The 17,199-nt window shown below is 59.1% G+C and carries 13 protein-coding genes; 8 read left to right on the top strand and 5 right to left on the bottom strand.

Annotated features, from left to right (window positions below; genetic code table 11):
* Nucleotides 1–38 precede the first annotated feature (38 nt).
* The 5 genes from AC2FPW_RS04700 to ileS all read left to right on the top strand — a co-directional run bounded on the left by AC2FPW_RS04700 (nucleotide 39) and on the right by ileS (nucleotide 8,487).
* Nucleotides 39–749, top strand: coding sequence for a VIT1/CCC1 transporter family protein (locus AC2FPW_RS04700; RefSeq protein ID WP_267367744.1), 711 nt, complete (start codon nucleotides 39–41; stop codon nucleotides 747–749).
* Between the two features lie 76 nt (nucleotides 750–825).
* Nucleotides 826–2,142 carry an SDR family oxidoreductase gene (locus tag AC2FPW_RS04695; RefSeq protein WP_496812713.1) on the top strand — a complete coding sequence of 439 codons (1,317 nt, stop codon included), beginning with the start codon at nucleotides 826–828 and terminating at the stop codon, nucleotides 2,140–2,142.
* On the top strand, nucleotides 2,142–2,621 hold the full coding sequence (locus tag AC2FPW_RS04690) for a DUF2269 family protein (RefSeq protein WP_496812777.1): 480 nt from the start codon (nucleotides 2,142–2,144) through the stop codon (nucleotides 2,619–2,621). Before AC2FPW_RS04695 ends, AC2FPW_RS04690 begins: the two co-directional genes overlap by 1 nt.
* A gap of 80 nt (nucleotides 2,622–2,701) precedes the next feature.
* Complete coding sequence (locus tag AC2FPW_RS04685) at nucleotides 2,702–5,410, top strand: DUF2339 domain-containing protein (protein WP_496812712.1); 2,709 nt, start codon at nucleotides 2,702–2,704, stop codon at nucleotides 5,408–5,410.
* 164 nt (nucleotides 5,411–5,574) lie between these two features.
* On the top strand, nucleotides 5,575–8,487 hold the full coding sequence (gene ileS, locus AC2FPW_RS04680; RefSeq protein ID WP_496812711.1) for an isoleucine--tRNA ligase: 2,913 nt from the start codon (nucleotides 5,575–5,577) through the stop codon (nucleotides 8,485–8,487).
* A gap of 42 nt (nucleotides 8,488–8,529) precedes the next feature.
* Here ileS and AC2FPW_RS04675 read toward each other — a convergent pair whose 3' ends face one another.
* Nucleotides 8,530–10,500, bottom strand: a complete 1,971-nt coding sequence (locus AC2FPW_RS04675; RefSeq protein ID WP_496812710.1) for a hypothetical protein — start codon at nucleotides 10,498–10,500, stop codon at nucleotides 8,530–8,532.
* Nucleotides 10,501–10,632: 132 nt separating this feature from the next.
* On the opposite strand from AC2FPW_RS04675, the gene AC2FPW_RS04670 reads away from it, so the two are divergent.
* Nucleotides 10,633–11,088, top strand: coding sequence for a methylated-DNA--[protein]-cysteine S-methyltransferase (locus tag AC2FPW_RS04670; protein ID WP_496812709.1), 456 nt, complete (start codon nucleotides 10,633–10,635; stop codon nucleotides 11,086–11,088).
* Between the two features lie 76 nt (nucleotides 11,089–11,164).
* Nucleotides 11,165–11,632: a hypothetical protein gene (locus AC2FPW_RS04665; RefSeq protein ID WP_480507053.1), complete on the top strand. Its 468-nt coding sequence runs from the start codon at nucleotides 11,165–11,167 to the stop codon at nucleotides 11,630–11,632.
* Nucleotides 11,633–11,654: 22 nt separating this feature from the next.
* Here the strand turns inward: AC2FPW_RS04665 and AC2FPW_RS04660 are convergent, their stop codons facing one another.
* The 4 genes from AC2FPW_RS04660 to fsa form a co-directional block, all read right to left on the bottom strand.
* The gene (locus AC2FPW_RS04660; RefSeq protein ID WP_480483981.1) at nucleotides 11,655–12,350 is read right to left on the bottom strand and encodes a CDP-alcohol phosphatidyltransferase family protein; all 696 of its coding nucleotides are present in this window, start codon (nucleotides 12,348–12,350) and stop codon (nucleotides 11,655–11,657) included.
* 69 nt (nucleotides 12,351–12,419) lie between these two features.
* Entirely contained in the window at nucleotides 12,420–13,340 is a 921-nt protein-coding gene (locus tag AC2FPW_RS04655; RefSeq protein WP_496812708.1) for a tyrosine recombinase XerC, read from the bottom strand.
* Entirely contained in the window at nucleotides 13,337–14,044 is a 708-nt protein-coding gene (locus AC2FPW_RS04650; RefSeq protein ID WP_209505485.1) for a DUF484 family protein, read from the bottom strand. Before AC2FPW_RS04650 ends, AC2FPW_RS04655 begins: the two co-directional genes overlap by 4 nt.
* A 197-nt stretch (nucleotides 14,045–14,241) precedes the next feature.
* Complete coding sequence (fsa, locus tag AC2FPW_RS04645) at nucleotides 14,242–14,895, bottom strand: fructose-6-phosphate aldolase (RefSeq protein WP_209505487.1); 654 nt, start codon at nucleotides 14,893–14,895, stop codon at nucleotides 14,242–14,244.
* Nucleotides 14,896–14,983: 88 nt separating this feature from the next.
* Between fsa and AC2FPW_RS04640 the strand changes: the two genes are divergently transcribed.
* Nucleotides 14,984–17,179: a primosomal protein N' gene (locus AC2FPW_RS04640; RefSeq protein WP_496812707.1), complete on the top strand. Its 2,196-nt coding sequence runs from the start codon at nucleotides 14,984–14,986 to the stop codon at nucleotides 17,177–17,179.
* Nucleotides 17,180–17,199 lie beyond the last annotated feature (20 nt).

The raw sequence follows: 17,199 nt of genomic DNA, 5'->3' as shown, positions 1-17,199 counted from the left end.
CCCTTCTGCACTCTGCCAGTGAACAATAGGAGCAAACCATGACGGATCACGGTCACAGTCCGCAGGAAATTGCCGACCGGATCAACGCTCCGCCCGGGCGCGGTGTGTTACGCGACGTTGTGTATGGCGGCATTGATGGTTCCGTCACCACGTTTGCCATTGTCGCCGGTGTCGCGGGGGCGGGTCTTTCCCCGTTTGTTATCGTGGCACTTGGTTTGGCAAACGTTCTGGCGGACGGGTTTTCAATGGCTGCCGGGAATTACTCGGGCACCAAGGCCGAACTGGACAACATACGGCGCATTCGGGCGATCGAGGAACGCCACATCGCACTCTACCCCGACGGCGAGCGCGAGGAGGTCCGTGAAATTCTGTCGCAAAAAGGGTTGTCAGGGGAAATTCTGAACGAAGCCACCGCCGCGATCACGTCGAGCCACGAACATTGGGTCAACCTGATGATCGAGGGTGAATATGGGCTGGGCAGTGTCGACCCACATCCGATGAAAGCCGCGTTGGCCACGTTTTTCGCGTTCCTTGTGGCCGGGATGATCCCGCTGTTGCCGTTTTTGGCGTCGGTGGAGAACGCTTTTGAGATGTCGGTCTGGATGACGATGGGGGTCTTCTTTGCGATTGGTGCGTTCAAAAGCCGGTGGTCGTTGGCGCCCTGGTGGCGGTCAGGTATCGAAACGCTGTTGATCGGTGGTCTGGCGGCACTGATCGCGTATCTCGTCGGGTCTCTGTTCCATCCATAAATGTCGCAGCACAGTGGTCGCGAATGGTCAAAACTTCCCGGATAGGTAGAGTGGCGTAAAACAGGTGCAAAGGCCGATGGCAGATCACGAGCTTTCTGGAAAGAACGTATTGGTTCTGGGTGCTTATGGGTTCATTGGCACCGCCGTCACGCGGGCATTGTCGGCCGCAGGTGCCACGGTTCAGGGCATGGGGCGCAATCATGCCCAAGGGGCAAAGGTCCTGCCGGGGGTTTTGCTGAAACAGGGCGATATGCGCGATCTGTTGCACAAGGACGATTGGCAGGACCTGCTGGCCGACGTCGATGTCGTGGTGAATTGCGCAGGGGCTTTGCAGGATAACGCGCAGGACAACCTTGAAGCGGTGCACCATATGGCGGTCGCAGCCCTTGCAGGGGCCTGCGCGGAAGGTGGCATAAGCGTTGTTCAGATTTCGGCCATCGGGGCAGAGCCGGACGCCAGCACGCATTTCCTGCGCAGCAAGGCACGCGGAGATGCCGCTTTGCGCGCATCGGGCGTAACACTTTGGATCCTAAAGCCGGGGCTTGTTATCGGGCAAACGGATTATGGGGGAACGGCGTTGCTTCGAATGCTGGCGTCTGTTCCTTTTGTTCAACCGCTGGCTTACCCCGATACACCCGTTCAATGCATCGGGATGCCCGATCTGTGTGACGTGGTGATTGCTGCCGTTGCCGGTCGCCTACCGCAGGGTAATTACGATCTGGTCGAGGATACCCCGTATAGTTTGTCGGACGTGGTGCGCTGCACGCGACAGTGGCTTGGGTTTCCTGCCGTGCGCTTTCATGTAATCTTGCCGCCTGTCCTGACAAAAGCCGTTGCGACCATTGCCGACTGTTTGGCCTTGTTGGGTTGGCGGTCTCCGCTGCGCAGCACGGCGATGACGGTTATGGCGGATGGCGTGATCGGCGATCCCGGCCCTTATCGCGCAGTAGCCGGGCACGGAATTGCATCCATGCCTGAGGTCTACGCCATGCTGCCTTGCGCGCGCGAGCATCGGTTGACCGCGCGGATGGCGCTTTTGATGCCGCTGATCGTTGCAACACTCAGCCTGTTCTGGTTGCTGTCGGGCCTGTTTGGGCTGGCGGGTTTGTCCACGGCTTCTGGTATGCTGGTCGAAACAGGGTGGTCATCCGCCTTGGCGGTGACCAACGTTGTGTTCTGGTCTCTGATCGACATAGCGCTGGGTCTGGCCATCCTGTGGCGCCGATGGGCGGCGCGGGCCTGTGTGGCGCAGTTGACAGTAGCCATATTCTACCTGATTGCCGCTTCGGTCACGATGCCGGATTTGTGGTTGGACCCGCTGGGGCCGTTGGTGAAAATCCTGCCCGCGATGATCCTGTCGCTTGTGGCGTTGCCCTTGTTTGAGAGCCGATGATGGACCCTGAACTGATCTTGCGATGGCTGCATGTCATCGGTGCATGTGTGCTGCTGGGAACAGAGGCAGGGATCGCCTTTTTCATGCTGATGGCGCACCGGACAAACGACCCGCGCGTCATTGCCCATACGGCGGGTATCGTGGTGCTTGCCGATCTTCTGTTCACCACGACCGCCGTCATCCTGCAACCAGTGACCGGAGCTCTGCTTGCCTGGCAGATCGGGTGGCATTTGGGTGAAGGATGGATCGTGTTGTCTCTGGTGCTTTATGTTTTGACGGGCTTGTTCTGGTTGCCGGTGGTTTGGGTTCAAATCCGGTTGCGCGACCACGCGCGAACGGCGGCAGAGCGGGGAATGCAACTGCCACCGGAGTATTACCGCTTGTTTCGGTTCTGGTTTGCTTGCGGGGTTCCGGCATTTCTGGCGGTTTTGACCATCCTTTGGCTGATGATCGCCCGTCCGGCGATTTCGGTACTTTAGACTTTGTCACGGCTTTCCTGACTGTTGCTGACCGGCAGCACAAGATAGCTTGGCCGAAATTACGGATCGGAGAGACTCGGTTGGAAACGCTGCTTGTTCTTATTGGCCTGGTTGTTCTGGCCATCCCGGTGACCTTGATTGCCCTTCTGGTCGGACATTCCCGATTGCGTCGCCGGGTCGAACAACTGGAAGGGCAGATCAATGCGTTGGTGTCGGGTGATGCACCGGCGTCGCTGCAACCGGAACAGGATGCACCTGCACCGCGACCTGTGGCAGAGGAACAGGTTCACAGCCCGGGGCCGTGGGCCGCGCCAAAGCGACAGGAAGACGAAAGCGCCGAAGATGTAAACACCGACGCCGCTACGCCTGCAATTGTATTTCGCCATGACAGGTTTGCTGCGCTGGGCGCGTGGCTGCGTGAGAACTGGTTTTACGCGGTCTCGGCCCTGTCGCTGGCATTGGCCGGTATTTTCCTCGTGCAATATGGCGTTGAGAATGGATTGTTACCTCCAACGGCCCGCGTTTTCGCCGCGCTTGGTTTCGGCTCGGCTTTGATTGTCGGGGGCGAGGTTCTGCGCCGCAGGTTCGGGGATGACGAAGCGGTGGCCACTGCCTATTTGCCATCGGTCTTTTCCGGGGCCGGCCTCGTCACCTTGTTCGGGGCAATCCTGTCTGCGCGGCAGCTCTATGGCTTGATCGGGGCCGAAACGGCATTGGCAGGGATGGTCGTTGTCGCGCTTGTGGGTCTTGTTCTGGGGTGGTTCCACGGCCCGCTACTGGCTGCGGTTGGACTGATCGGAGCTTTTGCTGCACCCTTTCTGGTTGGAGGCGCATCTGACGATCCCTCGTGGCTCTATGCCTATTTTCTTTTGGTTGCCGTTTTGGGGCTGGGTATCGACACGGTGCGGCGTTGGGCGTGGATTTCGGTTCTGACGTTGGTCGGGGTTTATGCGGCAAACCTGCTTTTGATAAGTGGGGCTCCGAATACGGAACCGGGATATCTGGTCGCGACTACAATATTGGCACTTCTGGCGACGGCCATTCCGGTGCGGCGCGTCTGGCCGGATCATGCAGGGCGCATGATGTCTCAGGTGATCCGCACCCCCGGAACCCGCCCATGGCCCGAGTTTCCAACTCGGCTTGCCGCCGGAGCGATTGCGGCCAGCACAGCAATCCTGTCCTGGCATTGGGCAGACTCTGCGGCTGAATTCTGGTTGGGTGTCTGCCTGCTGTCCGCCCTGCTTCTGGCGCTGCTATTGTGGGCCAAGGATGCGCCTGCGTTACAGGATCTGACCGTGCTACCTGCGACGGGCCTTGTGTTTTTTGTGGCCTCTCACGGCCTGGAATACGGCGCAGTTCTGCGCGGCTTCGCTGACACTTATGCCGAGACGCCCGAGGCCGACTTTCCGAGGGCGGCCACCGTGCTGGTTGCTTTGGGCGCGCTCATGTCGATTTTGATGGCATGGCGGTCATTCAGGGCAAACCAGTATCGTGCAATCTGGGCCGGGGGCGCTGTAGTTTTTGCACCCGCGCTGGCTATCGCTTTGGAAATGGGCTGGCATCCTGCCACGGTTATCGGTGCGTACGCCTGGGCCCTGCACGCGATTGTCCTGGCAGTTCTTATGGTGGTTCTGGCCGGGCGTTTTGATCGCGCCGATGGCGATGACCGGATGCGGGCGGCTCTGGCCACGTTGTCGGCGCTGTCCTGTCTGGTCTTTGCTTGCGTGATTGTGCTCAGTTCGGCCGCGCTGACGATTGCGCTGGTGGCCAGTGTCGTCGCAGCAGCAGCCTTGGATCGCAGGTTCACCTTGCCGCAGATGAGTTGGTTTATCTGGGCCGGTGTCTTTACCGTCACCGTGCGCTTGGTACTTGATCCGGGTCTGGACTGGGCTAACGTGGCCCCGCTTCCCGAAATGGCGATGGTCTATGGCGCGGCCACGTTGGGTTTCGTCGCCGGCTGGTGGCTGTTGCGTCCCTTGCAGCGGCCGGTTGCAGCACTGTTGCTGGAAAGCGCGGCATGGGCGACGGGCGGCATTCTGCTGTCCCTGTTGCTACTGCGGTGGCTTGAAGGTTTCGGTGAAGGCGGGGCCGACAACAGCCATTGGGGTCTGGGCCTGCTGGCGGTCATCTGGCTGCTGCTGGCCTTCGCTCAGGTTCAGAGGTTTGGGCTGGGTGGCAAGCTGAATTATGCACGGTACGTGTTGGCGGCGTTCTTTGCCGGTCATGGCGTGTTCCAGCTGACCCTGGCGTTGACCGACCAAAACCCGCTTCTGAACCCCAACGCCGACCCGGTGCTTGGCCCACCGGTTCTGAACACCCTTGTCCTTGCCTATCTGGTGCCCGCACTGACCATTGGATTCTCGGCCTGGCGGATCAAGGACATGCCAAGGCAGATCAGGCTGGCAAGCTACGCCTTTGCGAGCACGTTGATTGCTGTGTGGTTTGGGCTGACCATCCGCCATGTCTGGCAGGGAGCAGCAGGCATGTTTGAAGGTAACGGCGTCACGCAGCCCGAGCTTTACACATATACCCTTGTTCTGCTGCTGGTTGGGGCGGTGCTGTTCTACCAATCTCTGGCACGCGGTTCGGATGTGATGCGCAAGGCGGGGCTGGTGGTGATCGGGCTGGCGGTGGCCAAGGTCTTTCTGATCGACATTGCCGGTCTGGGTGGGCTGATCCGCGTGTTCTCACTGCTGGCGCTGGGGCTTGGGTTGGCCGGTCTGGCATGGTTGAATCGCTGGGCCAAGCTGCGCCATTCGCCGCATGGGCCGGAACCTCTGGACCATTGAAGGCAGGCGTCTTATAAGCGCGGCCATGTATGACCGGACGGCCATCATTATTCGAATTATATCCCCGGCGCTCTGACCCTCTGAGACGCCGGGCAAAGGTGTTTGAGAATTCGCACCGACCGCTTCGATCCTAGTACGACCAGATCATCCAAAGGACGCTCAAAATGTGCGCCGACACGACCCAAACGCCTGACTATAAAGACACGCTGAACCTGCCCAAAACCGATTTTCCCATGCGCGCGGGCCTACCTGCACGCGAACCCGCATGGCTGGAGCGGTGGGAGACCATCGGTGTCTATGACCGCCTGCGCGAGAAAACGGGGCGCAAACCCTTTACTCTGCACGACGGCCCCCCCTACGCGAATGGCCACCTGCATATCGGCCACGCACTGAACAAGACGATCAAGGACATGATCGTGCGTTCCCATCAGATGATGGGCTTTGACGCACGTTACGTGCCCGGTTGGGACTGCCACGGCCTGCCGATCGAATGGAAGATCGAAGAACAGTACCGCAAGAAGGGCAAGAACAAGGACGAGGTGAACATCGTCGACTTCCGTCAGGAATGCCGCAAGTTCGCCGAAGGCTGGATCGACATCCAGCGTGAAGAGTTCAAGCGTCTGGGCATCACCGGCAACTGGCCTGATCCCTACATCACCATGGACTTCCATGCCGAGGCCGTGATCGCCGACGAGTTCATGAAATTCCTGATGAACGGCACGCTCTATCAGGGTTCCAAGCCCGTGATGTGGTCGCCAATCGAAAAAACCGCGCTGGCCGAGGCCGAGGTCGAGTATCACGACAAGGAAAGCTTTACCATCTGGGTGAAGTTCAAGGTCGTGAACGCGGGTGATCTGGATGATGCGTTCGTCGTAATCTGGACCACCACTCCCTGGACTATGCCGTCGAACAAAGCGGTGGTGTATGGCAAGGACATCTCCTACGGCCTCTACGAAGTCACCGGCGCGCCTGAGGAATGCTGGGCTAATGTGGGTGACAGATTCCTGCTGGCTGACAATCTGGCCGCAGATGTGTTGGGTCGTGCGCGTCTGAACGACGATCAATGGACCCGCGTACGTGATGTCGCCACCGACGAGTTTGAAGGTGTTCAACTGACCCACCCGCTGGCCGGTGCCGAAGGTGGCAATGGCGAATGGGACGATATCCGCGACTTCCGCGCGGCTGACTTCGTGACCGATACCGAAGGCACCGGTTTCGTCCACTGTGCACCGTCACATGGTATGGAGGAATTCGAACTCTACCGCGATTTGGGCATGTTGGAGCAGGTCATCACCTACAATGTGATGGACGATGGTTCGTTCCGCGCTGATTTGCCGTTCTTTGGTGGCAAATACATCCTGTCCCGCAAGGGTGGTGAGGGTGACGCGAACAAAGCTGTCATCGACAAGCTGGCCGAGGTCGGCGGGCTTCTGGCGCGCGGCAAGATCAAGCACAGCTATCCGCATTCGTGGCGCTCCAAGGCTCCGATCATCTACCGCAACACGCCGCAGTGGTTTGCATCCGTTGACCGCAAGCTGGATGACGGCATGGGTGAGATGGGCGACAGCATCCGCGAACGTGCGCTGCGCTCGATCGACGAGCTGGTGAAGTGGACGCCGCAGACCGGTCGTAACCGCCTCTATTCGATGATCGAAGCGCGTCCGGACTGGGTTCTGTCGCGCCAACGCGCCTGGGGCGTGCCGCTAACCTGCTTCACCAAGAAAGGTGCCTTGCCCACCGACGCGGATTACCTTCTGCGCAACGCAGACCTGAACGCGCGCATCAAGGCGGCGTTTGAGAAAGACGGCGCGGATATCTGGTACACCGACGGGTTCAAAGAGAAAATTCTCGACGGCATCGCCAACCCCGATGACTACGATCAGGTGTTTGACGTGCTGGATGTGTGGTTCGATTCTGGATCCACTCACGCCTTTGTTTTGCGCGACCGCGAAGATGGGACCGAGGACGGTATCGCCGACGTCTACATGGAAGGCACCGACCAGCACCGTGGTTGGTTCCATTCGTCCATGCTGCAGGCTTGCGGCACCAAGGGCCGTGCGCCATATCGGAACGTCGTCACCCACGGCTTCACGCTGGATGCCAAGGGCAACAAGATGTCCAAGTCGCTGGGTAACACCATCGTACCGGAAGAGGTCGTCAAGCAATACGGCGCCGATATCCTGCGTCTGTGGGTGGCACAGACCGACTATACCGCCGATCAGCGGATCGGGCCGGAGATCCTGAAAGGCACCGCCGACAGCTATCGCCGTCTGCGCAACACCATGCGGTTTATGCTGGGCTCGCTGACGGATTTCACCGAGGCCGATCGCGTTGCGCCCGAAGATATGCCGCGCCTGGAACGCTGGGTGCTCAGCCGGCTGGCCGATCTGGATGAGCAGGTTCGCAAGGGCTATGCGTCTTTCGATTTCCAGGGCGTATTCAGCGCGGTCTTCACCTTTGCCACGGTTGACCTGTCGTCCTTCTACTTCGACGTCCGCAAGGATGCTCTTTATTGTGACGGCGACACGCCGCGCCGTCGTGCTGCGCGGACGGTGTTGGATATCCTGTTCCATCGCCTGACCACGTGGCTGGCGCCGGTTCTGGTTTTCACCATGGAAGAGGTCTGGCTGGAGCGCTTTCCGGGCGACGATAGCTCGGTCCACTTGGTCGACTTCCCGGAAACGCCTGCGGATTGGCGTTTCGCCGAACTGGAAGAGGCCGTTGCCAAAGTGCGCCGTGTACGCCGTGCAGTGACAGCTGCGCTTGAGATCCAGAGGCAGGACAAGGTGATCGGCTCCAGCCTTGAAGCGGCACCGATTGTGCATGTTGAGGACAGTGAAACCCTTGATCTGCTGGCGACCTTTGACGTGGACGATCTGTGCATCACGTCAGGCCTGACCGTGACCGGCGACCCGGCCCCGGCCGAAGCATTCCGCGTACCCGAAATCGAAGGCATTGCCGTCGTGTTCGAGAAGGCCGAAGGCGAGAAATGTCAGCGCTGTTGGAAAATCCTTCCTGACGTGGGCCGCCACGCCCATGTCGGAGTTTGCCGACGCTGCGATGAGGCGCTAAGCTGATTGAAACCGCCCTCTCGATCCTTCGAGGGGGCGTTTTTCGTTTCACGTCTGCGCGGACTGCGGTGTCGGATTAAACAGGTCAAAGCCTATGGCTGAATCCTTCAGGGCCTTCCAAACCTGATAATCCGTGAAATATCCTGTGTGACCACCGGGCTCGACCGGAATGTTGCGGTTTGCGGAAATCAGCCCGCCCTCAATCTCGGTCCCTACGAAGTCATCCTGCCTGAAGATGTTGAACCATGCGGCGTTCAGGTTTTTGGGAACGACTGTGAACATTTCGGGAAAATAGCGCTGATAAATATGGGTCACAGGACAGCCCATCGTGATCAGCGTCAGGGTGCGCCCATTGATAAGCTTTTGCACGCGTGGATCAGCCAGCATTTGCGTGGCAATCACGGTGCCTTGTGAATGTGAGATCACCGTGATGTGGTTCGCGGCAAAGATATCCACCACATAATGCAGCGCACGATAAAATCGTTCATCAATCGCCTTGCGATCCGGATAATTGCGCAGCCTCGTTTTCAGGTCCGCTTTCAGTAAACACTTGTCGCGAATGGCATAGGTGACAATGTCCCGTGCCACACCCAGCCCTGCTGCGACGAAATCGGAAAAGCGGTACATCAATGCTGTTGCACCCAGGACGATCAGGCCAATCTCGCCCTGTTTGCTTGCCAGTTTGTTCAAAACCCGGCCAATCAGGTTGCAATTGTCCGTTCCGATTTGACACAGGGGATCGACGTGCTGGCTCAACGCGATTTCTCGGATAGTGACCATCGCCAGTACGATTGCACCGAACAAAAAAACCCATTGTGCAAAACGATTGAGGATGGCGCGGCTGATCAGCCCGTCGCGGATATGCAGGTTCGCCTTCAGCCTTCTGCGACCGGCAAACAGGCCAACACCGACAAACGCAAGCAGGACAATTGCCGCGAAGGCAACACTGAGTGTTTCGATGGAGTCACTGAGGAAATTGTCAAAAAGACCGGTCAGTTTTCCATCCGACAGCCCCGGAATCGTGTCGAGCATTTCCCGCAGCATTAGCCACAACCCAGAAATGAAGAACATCCAGAACACCAACATGCCTGCACATACGCTGGGGTACAGCCGCCTGTGTTCTTTCAGATTGTCTGCCTGAACCTTTTCATCAAGTCTGGTTGCAGAAAGCACGTACAAAATGATTGTCATGAAGATCAGCGAAGCCCAGAAAAACGCGAGCAGGTAGACCTGAAAGGCCACAAACTGCTCCAGCGCCGAAGGGCAAGCCGGGCTGTCCGGCAAGGGTGTGCAGGCTCGGATTTCCAGACCAAGCGGACCAATGATCAGGCAGATCAGCAGCAAAAACCCCATCCCGAAAATGCCGCGCCAGAATACGCGTCTTAGATAAGTCGGAGCTGCAAAGCTGCGCCTAAGTCCGTATGCGGCCCCTCCGGCGTAAAGCGTGAACAAGAGCCAGAACAGCAGGATCGTGCTTTGAAAGAAGATCCCGGGAACGCGATCAACCATAACGGCTATGGCACCGATCAGAAGATAGGCATTCAGGGTCGCAACTGCGCCGAAGAAAACCCAAGTAAAAAGGTGAACCAGCCGCGCGGCCAAAGTGTTCCTGCCGTTGGCTTGGTCCGAGGCCACATCCGCGCGGCTATGCGTTTGCTCGGCATTGTCCATGGCCAGATAACCCAGCGCCAGAACAACCCAGATCAGGTCCAATGCTGTCTTAATGGCTCCTTTCGGGGCGGGTGAGCGGTCGGCCCAGAAAACCTCGGCAAACATGGCCTCGTCCTGCGGTGCTGACGGTTTCGTCACCTTGCGCAGGTTGACCGGGAACAGTTTCGCGCTTCGGGGGGTGCCGTCGAAGGTTGTTTCGGCCAGCTCGATCATCCCACGCTGAACCTCAATCGGGGGTTCGGGATTGCCATCCAGCCAGGTTGTCGCGGCCCCGACGACCTGATCGACGGTCTCACCGGGTATTTGCTCGCCAATTCCGTGAACCGTCAGGATCAAATGACGACCCATCTCATGCTCCAAATCTCTTTTTGACAATGCGGCTAGGCTAACATGATTGCCGCAATTCGCAAAATCCGCGCGTCGCGCAGCCCCACGGCTTCGCCACTTGAACTTGGAGGATTGATCTGAAACCGTCAGCCCATGGCGATGATTGCAGTTGATACTCAGTTCGGAAGACTTGGGATCGAGGAAACGGATGGTGCCCTCACGCGGCTGATCTGGGACGGCGAGGACGACGGCGAACCAACAGCTCTGCTGCGCGAGGCGGCGGCGCAGTTGATGGCCTATGACGCTGGACGGCTTGACCGCTTCGATCTGCCCTACCGCATCCATGGATCGCAGTTTCAAAGGCGGGTCTGTGATCTTATGTATGCCATTCCTCTTGGGGAAACGCGCACCTACGGGGATATCGCCAAGGCGCTGGGACAACCGGCGCAACCGGTCGGTCAGGCCTGTGGGGCAAACCCGATTCCCGTTATTATTCCCTGCCACCGGGTGCTGGCTGCCAATGGGCTGGGCGGGTTTTCCGGGTGCGGCGGGGTCGAGACAAAGGTTGCACTGCTACGGCATGAACGGGCGGCGGGTCTTTTGATCTGAGCCTCGAAATTCGGTTGCAATCCGGTTCTGGGAAGCACAACTTATATCAGTTGCTGAATTTGAAGGATCGCATTGAATGAGCACCGAAAAAGATCGCGCAGCCCAGAAGAAGGCCATTATCGACCGGTTGATGTCGCTTGAGGCAGAGGAGCTTGCAACGGCGCAGGCCCATTACGATGCATTTCTGAAGGATGCCCAACTGGATGACCGGGAAGGCCACGACAAGGATGACATAGCCGCATCGCGCGAAAATGCCGATCTGGCAGCTGCATTTGACGCGCCTGTTCATGCGCATCATGCCAAAATCGATGTGATCGAGAATACCGATTTTGGTCTGACAGATACAGTCAGGCCGGGATCGGTGATCAAGTTCAACAACCGCAGCTTTGTCGTCTGCGTTTCGACGACCCGGTTCGAGGTGGGTGGAGATACATATATGGGGATCTCGACACAAAGCCCGATCTACCTAGCCATGGCCGGTCTGAAAGCGGGCGACGTCTTTACCCATAACGGTACTGAATTTGAGGTTCAGGACGTTCTTTAAATCCGGTCCGGCAGCGCTCGTGTCAGGTACGGCGCTGCGGAACAACCTGTTGTGCGATACCCGCAAATGTCAGGTACAGGCTGGCGATGACCAGACCCCAGTGGGCCCAGCTTTCGGGATGAAAATCGACCCATGCGGCCCAGCCCGCAAAGAACGTCCAGGCAAGGGCGACCGGCAAGGTCAGACTGCGCCAACGCTCGGTGCGCACGGGGTGAACGAATTTCAAAGGTAGAAACATCGCAAGCGACAGCAGCGTGACCAGCAGCAGGATGATCCAGAAATTGGGCTCCAGTGCGAAGATCACGACAACGAACATGTTCCAGCATCCGGGAAAGCCGGAAAAGGAATTGTCCTTTGTTTTCATCCGGGTGTCCGCGAAATACATCGCGCTGGCAAAGGTGATGACGATGATTGCGAACCAGCCGGTCCATCCATCCATCAATCCGGATTTGAACAGCGCAAAGGCTGGGATGAACACATAGGTCAGATAATCGATGATCAGATCCAGCAAGACGCCGTCAAACTCGGGTGCGTTTTTCTTGACGTGATAGTGCCGCGCCAACGGGCCGTCGATGCCATCGACAATGAAGGATACAACCAGCCAAAGGTACATGAGGCTCCATTTCTCTTCCACGGCGGCCAGCATGGCCAGCATTGCGAAAACAGCACCAGTGGCAGTGAAGAGATGTACGGCAAGAGCTTTGAATCTGAGTGTCATGCTAGGGTCATGACCGATGCACGCCAGAGATGCAAACCAAAAGCCCGAGGTTTCTGTTCGATGTGTCGGTCACGCCTTTGGATGCGCACGGTTGTAGACCTCCATCAGCCGTGCGGTATCCACGGCGGTATAGGTCTGTGTGGTTGACAATGAGGTGTGTCCCAACAGCTCCTGAATGGCTCGCAGATCTCCTCCGGCGGACAGCAGATGGGTGGCAAAGCTGTGTCGCATGGCATGAGGCGTGGCGGTTGAAGGCAGCCCCAGTTGCATTCGCGCCTTGGCCATGACGCCCTGAATCGCGCGCGGGTTCAGCGGACCGCCACGGGCGCCCCGGAACAGGGCGGCGTTCTTCGCTTGCGGGTGGGGGCAAAGTTGCAGATACCGGTCAACCGCGTCTCGGGCGGCTGGAAGAACCGGAACGATCCGTTCCTTGTCGCCCTTCCCGATAATGCGCAACGTCTCGGGCAGGGGCGCGTCTGCACCGGTCAGGGACAAGGCCTCGGATATCCGCAGACCACATCCATAAAGCAGCGTGACAACCGCAACATCGCGGGCCGCAACCCAGTCGGACACAGATTGCAGCTCGACAGTGTCAATCATGGCGCGCGCGGCGTCTTCGGCCAGAGGGCGGGGCAGTTTCTTGGTGAATTTGGGCGCGCGGGTCGACAAAACGGCGGTGGGTTCAAATCCCTCTCGCTCGGCCAGCCAACGATAGAAGCTTTTGACGGCGGACAGTTTGCGCGCAAGGGATCGCGCGCTGATATCCCCGCTGCGCTGATCCGCCATCCAGGCGCGCATATCCGACACGGTGATCCGTTCCAGCGCCTTCAGCCCCTGCCGTTCCCCGTGATGAAGGGTCATGAAAGACAGAAACTCGGTGACATCGCCGCGATAGGCGGTTTGCGTGTTTTGCGACCGCCCCGCCAGCGCGCCCAGAGTGTCCAGCCAGTGCTGGAGCGCGTCGCGGCAAGCGGGTGAGATCAGGTTCACGACAGCCAGTGGCGCATCGAGCGTTCGAATACGCCGGAAAAGAAGGTGAGAAGATCGGTGCCGAGTTGCGGTGTAAAATGCCGCGGATCACGGGCCCCCATGACGATCATGCCCGGCAGGCGACCCGGACCGAGATCCAGCTTCAGGCAGGCTTCCGAGCGCAACTGATCCGCCAGCGCGCCGAAAACACGTCGGTTTGGCTGATGAGTTTCGCGCAAGGTCACGTCGCGGACAGGGCCGCCGCGACCGTTCGTCAGGTATTGGTTGATAAAGCCGGGCTCTGCGATCGTCAGAACGCCTCCAAGCCTGTCGACAGCAGGATCGTTCTGAACCACGGTGGTTTCCAGAACCAGCGTGATATGGTCAACCCGCAGGATATTCGCGACATCAGTGCCAAGGGCACGCAGGAAATCCTCGAATTCGACCGGTTCCAGCAGGCGCAAAATCGCGCGGTGAACCTGATTGGTGCCTGCAAGGTTTTCATAGGCCGCCGCGATGACCGAGCGGTGGGTATCTTCCAGCCGGTCCAATCGCGCCTCAAGCCGCTGCATGGCAATGCCGCGCAGATCGATCACATTATCACCCCGGGCGCGTTCGTTCGCGGCCACAAGGGCTTGCATCAGGTCCTTGTCGTCCAGAACGACGTCGGGCTCGGCCAGAATTGCCGCGCGGAGATTATCCTCGAGTTTGGGATTGCTGCTCATGTCCTGTCCGGTCTTTTTTTGTTGGGCGGCTTATAACATGCCGAACCGGATTTGCCTTGGGAAAAATGCACGCAAGAGTGGATTTCCCCGGATGCTGTGGCGGATAGGCTCCCGCCTGCCACGCCTGATCGCAGATCAGGCTTTGGGCCGTTGGGCCGGGCGCGGCGCCTGATGGCGCCGCGCGGTTGCAAACCAGATCAGAGGATTTTCTGACCGGTTTTGGCCCAGTCTGCCAGAAAGGTTTCCAGACCTTTGTCGGTCAGCGGGTGATCGGCCAGTTTCTTGATCACGGCTGGCGGCGCGGTGATGACATCGGCACCAATGCGGGCACTTTCGGTGACGTGGTTCACGGTACGGATCGAAGCGGCCAGAATTTCGGTTTCGAACCCGTAATTGTCATAGACCTGACGGATGTCGGCGATCAGATCCATGCCATCCAGGTTGATATCGTCCAGACGGCCGATGAAGGGCGAAATGAAGGTCGCACCCGCTTTTGCAGCCAGAATCGCCTGATTGGTCGAAAAGCACAGGGTGACGTTGACCATCTGTCCTTCGTCGCTGAGCGTCTTGCAGGTTTTCAGACCGGCCCATGTCAGCGGAACCTTCACGGCGATATTCGGGGCAATCTTGGCCAGCTTGCGGCCCTCGGCGATCATGTCGTCAGCTTCGGTGGCGACAACTTCGGCGGAAACGGGACCGTCGACCAGATCGCAGATCTCTTTTGTCACTTCCAGAATGTCGCGGCCCGATTTCAGGATCAGCGAGGGGTTGGTGGTCACGCCGTCCACCATGCCCAGATCGTTCAGTTCAGCAATGGCGTCGATCTCGGCAGTGTCTACGAAGAATTTCATGAGGGCAGTCCTTTGATGGGTTGGCCTTGGTCGCGGATGGCTTTACCTCAAAGAGAGCCATGCTGGAACCCCCTGCAAAGGATATGCTGTGAGCGCTAACGGATTTTTCGACGAGGGAGAGCTGATTGCGGTGCTGACAACGCAACCGCTGGACCGGACGTTGGATTACAAAGCGCCGGAAGGAGGATGCTTTCTGGGTGCGTTTGTCGAGGTGCCACTTGGTCCGCGCAAGGTGTTGGGGGTTGTCTGGGGGCCGGGGCAGGGCGGATTCGATCTGAGCAAGGCGCGGTCGGTGATCCGTGTGCTGGACGTTGCGCCCATGCGCGAGGAAATGCGGGCATTCCTCGGCAAGGTTGCCGACTATACCCTGACGCCGATGCCCGCGATGTTGCGACTGGCGACCCGCGCGCCGGGGCTGGGTGACCCACCGTCCATGCGCAAGATCTATCGTTTGGGAACCACCTTGCCAGACCGGATGACCGACGCCAGAACTCGTGTGCTTGACGTGTTGCGCGACTATGGCGGGTTGGCATTTACGTTAAAGGAACTGGCAGAACAGGCCGGGGTAACTTCGTCCGTTGTCAAAGGCTTGGTCAAGCAAGGCGCGGTTCGTGAAGAAGACAGCCCGCGCGACCTGCCGTATCCGCATCTTGATCCCGATTTGCCGGGAAAGGACCTGACCGAAGATCAGGCAAGTGCGGTTGCGCAGCTTCGGGCCGGGCAACGGACGGGGAGTTACGGCACGACGCTGCTGAAAGGCGTGACGGGTTCCGGCAAGACCGAAGTCTATCTGGAGGCTGTGGCCGAAGCGCTGCGCATGGGGCGGCAGGCGCTTGTCCTTTTGCCGGAAATTGCGCTGACCGCAGAGTTCCTGACGCGGGTTGAGGCGCGGTTTGGCGCGCGCCCGGCCGAGTGGCATTCGGGCGCGACCATGACTGAACGCAGGCGGGTCTGGCGGATGGTCGGGCAGGGGGAAGCTCAACTGGTTGTTGGCGCGCGGTCAGCCCTGTTTCTGCCATTTCGCGATCTGGGGCTGGTCGTGGTGGATGAGGAACACGACACCTCGTACAAACAAGAAGACGGGGTGCATTACAGCGCGCGAGACATGGCGGTCCTGCGGTCGGCCATCTGCGGCGCGCGGGTGATTCTGGCCAGCGCAACCCCCTCGCTGGAAAGCTGGGCGAATGCTGAGGCAGGTAAATATGATCGAATCGACCTGACATCGCGTTTCGGCGCGGCGGTGTTGCCCGAGATGAAGCCCATCGACATGCGGGCCGAACAGATGCAGGCCGGAACGTGGATATCTCCGACATTGCGGCAAGCGGTGCAGCAGCGGATCGAGAAAGGCGAACAGTCGCTGCTGTTCATCAACCGCCGTGGCTATGCACCGGTTACCCTGTGCCGCGCCTGCGGGGAACAGATCGCCTGTGATCATTGCGACGCGCGCATGGTGGAACACAGGTTCCTGAAGCGCCTGATGTGCCACCAATGTGGTGAGACCAAGCCGATGCCCGAGATCTGCCCTTCCTGCGGGGTCGAGGGCAAGCTGGCCCCGGTGGGGCCGGGCATTGAGCGTTTGGCCGAAGAGGCCGAAGCAACCTTCCCCGAGGCCAGGATTGCCATGTTGAGTTCCGATCTGTTCGGCTCAGCCCGCGCACTGAAGGCCAAGATCGAAGAAATTGCGGCAGGGGACGCAGATATCGTCATCGGAACGCAGTTGGTGGCCAAGGGGCATAACTTTCCCAAGCTGACATTGGTGGGGGTAATCGATGCGGATCTCAGTCTGCATGGCGCAGACCTGAGGGCCGCTGAACGAACATTTCAGCTGATGCGACAGGTTGCGGGGCGTGCTGGTCGGGCTGAAAAACCGGGGCAGGCGCTGTTACAGACTTTCCAGCCGGAACACCCGGTGATCCGGGCGATTCTGTCGGGTGACGAAGAGGGCTTTTGGAAGGCCGAGGCCGCCGGTCGGCAAGCGGCCGGTGTGCCGCCTTATGGACGTATGGCGGGGATCGTGTTGTCGGGCCCCGAGGTCGGACCGGTCTTTGACATTGGCAACGCCATGGCGCGCAACGACAGCCCATTGCGCCAGATTGGCGCGCAGGTGTTTGGCCCCGCCCCAGCGCCAATTGCCCGTATTCGCGGACGTCACCGTGTCCGCCTGCTGGTCAAGGCCCCCAAGGGCGCACCAATCCAGGACGCCATCGCTCGTTGGATCGCCCCGCTGCGCCTGAAAGGCGATATCCGCCTGACCGTCGATATCGATCCACAAAGCTTTTACTGACTATTGCATTAACGCAGGGC

It is taken from the genome of Ruegeria sp. SATB027 (assembly GCF_059613825.1).
The sequence above is the reverse complement of the archived record's forward strand: the minus strand, read 5'-3'. Positions and strand labels throughout refer to the sequence as shown.

Coding starts and splice junctions, on each gene's coding strand:
- fsa (WP_209505487.1), bottom strand. CDS start 14,895: ATGAAATTCTTCGTAGACACTGCCGAGATCGACGCCATTGCTGAACTG.
- AC2FPW_RS04670 (WP_496812709.1), top strand. CDS start 10,633: ATGGCGATGATTGCAGTTGATACTCAGTTCGGAAGACTTGGGATCGAG.
- AC2FPW_RS04665 (WP_480507053.1), top strand. CDS start 11,165: ATGAGCACCGAAAAAGATCGCGCAGCCCAGAAGAAGGCCATTATCGAC.
- AC2FPW_RS04650 (WP_209505485.1), bottom strand. CDS start 14,044: ATGAGCAGCAATCCCAAACTCGAGGATAATCTCCGCGCGGCAATTCTG.
- AC2FPW_RS04690 (WP_496812777.1), top strand. CDS start 2,142: ATGGACCCTGAACTGATCTTGCGATGGCTGCATGTCATCGGTGCATGT.
- ileS (WP_496812711.1), top strand. CDS start 5,575: ATGTGCGCCGACACGACCCAAACGCCTGACTATAAAGACACGCTGAAC.
- AC2FPW_RS04675 (WP_496812710.1), bottom strand. CDS start 10,500: ATGGGTCGTCATTTGATCCTGACGGTTCACGGAATTGGCGAGCAAATA.
- AC2FPW_RS04660 (WP_480483981.1), bottom strand. CDS start 12,350: ATGACACTCAGATTCAAAGCTCTTGCCGTACATCTCTTCACTGCCACT.
- AC2FPW_RS04700 (WP_267367744.1), top strand. CDS start 39: ATGACGGATCACGGTCACAGTCCGCAGGAAATTGCCGACCGGATCAAC.
- AC2FPW_RS04695 (WP_496812713.1), top strand. CDS start 826: ATGGCAGATCACGAGCTTTCTGGAAAGAACGTATTGGTTCTGGGTGCT.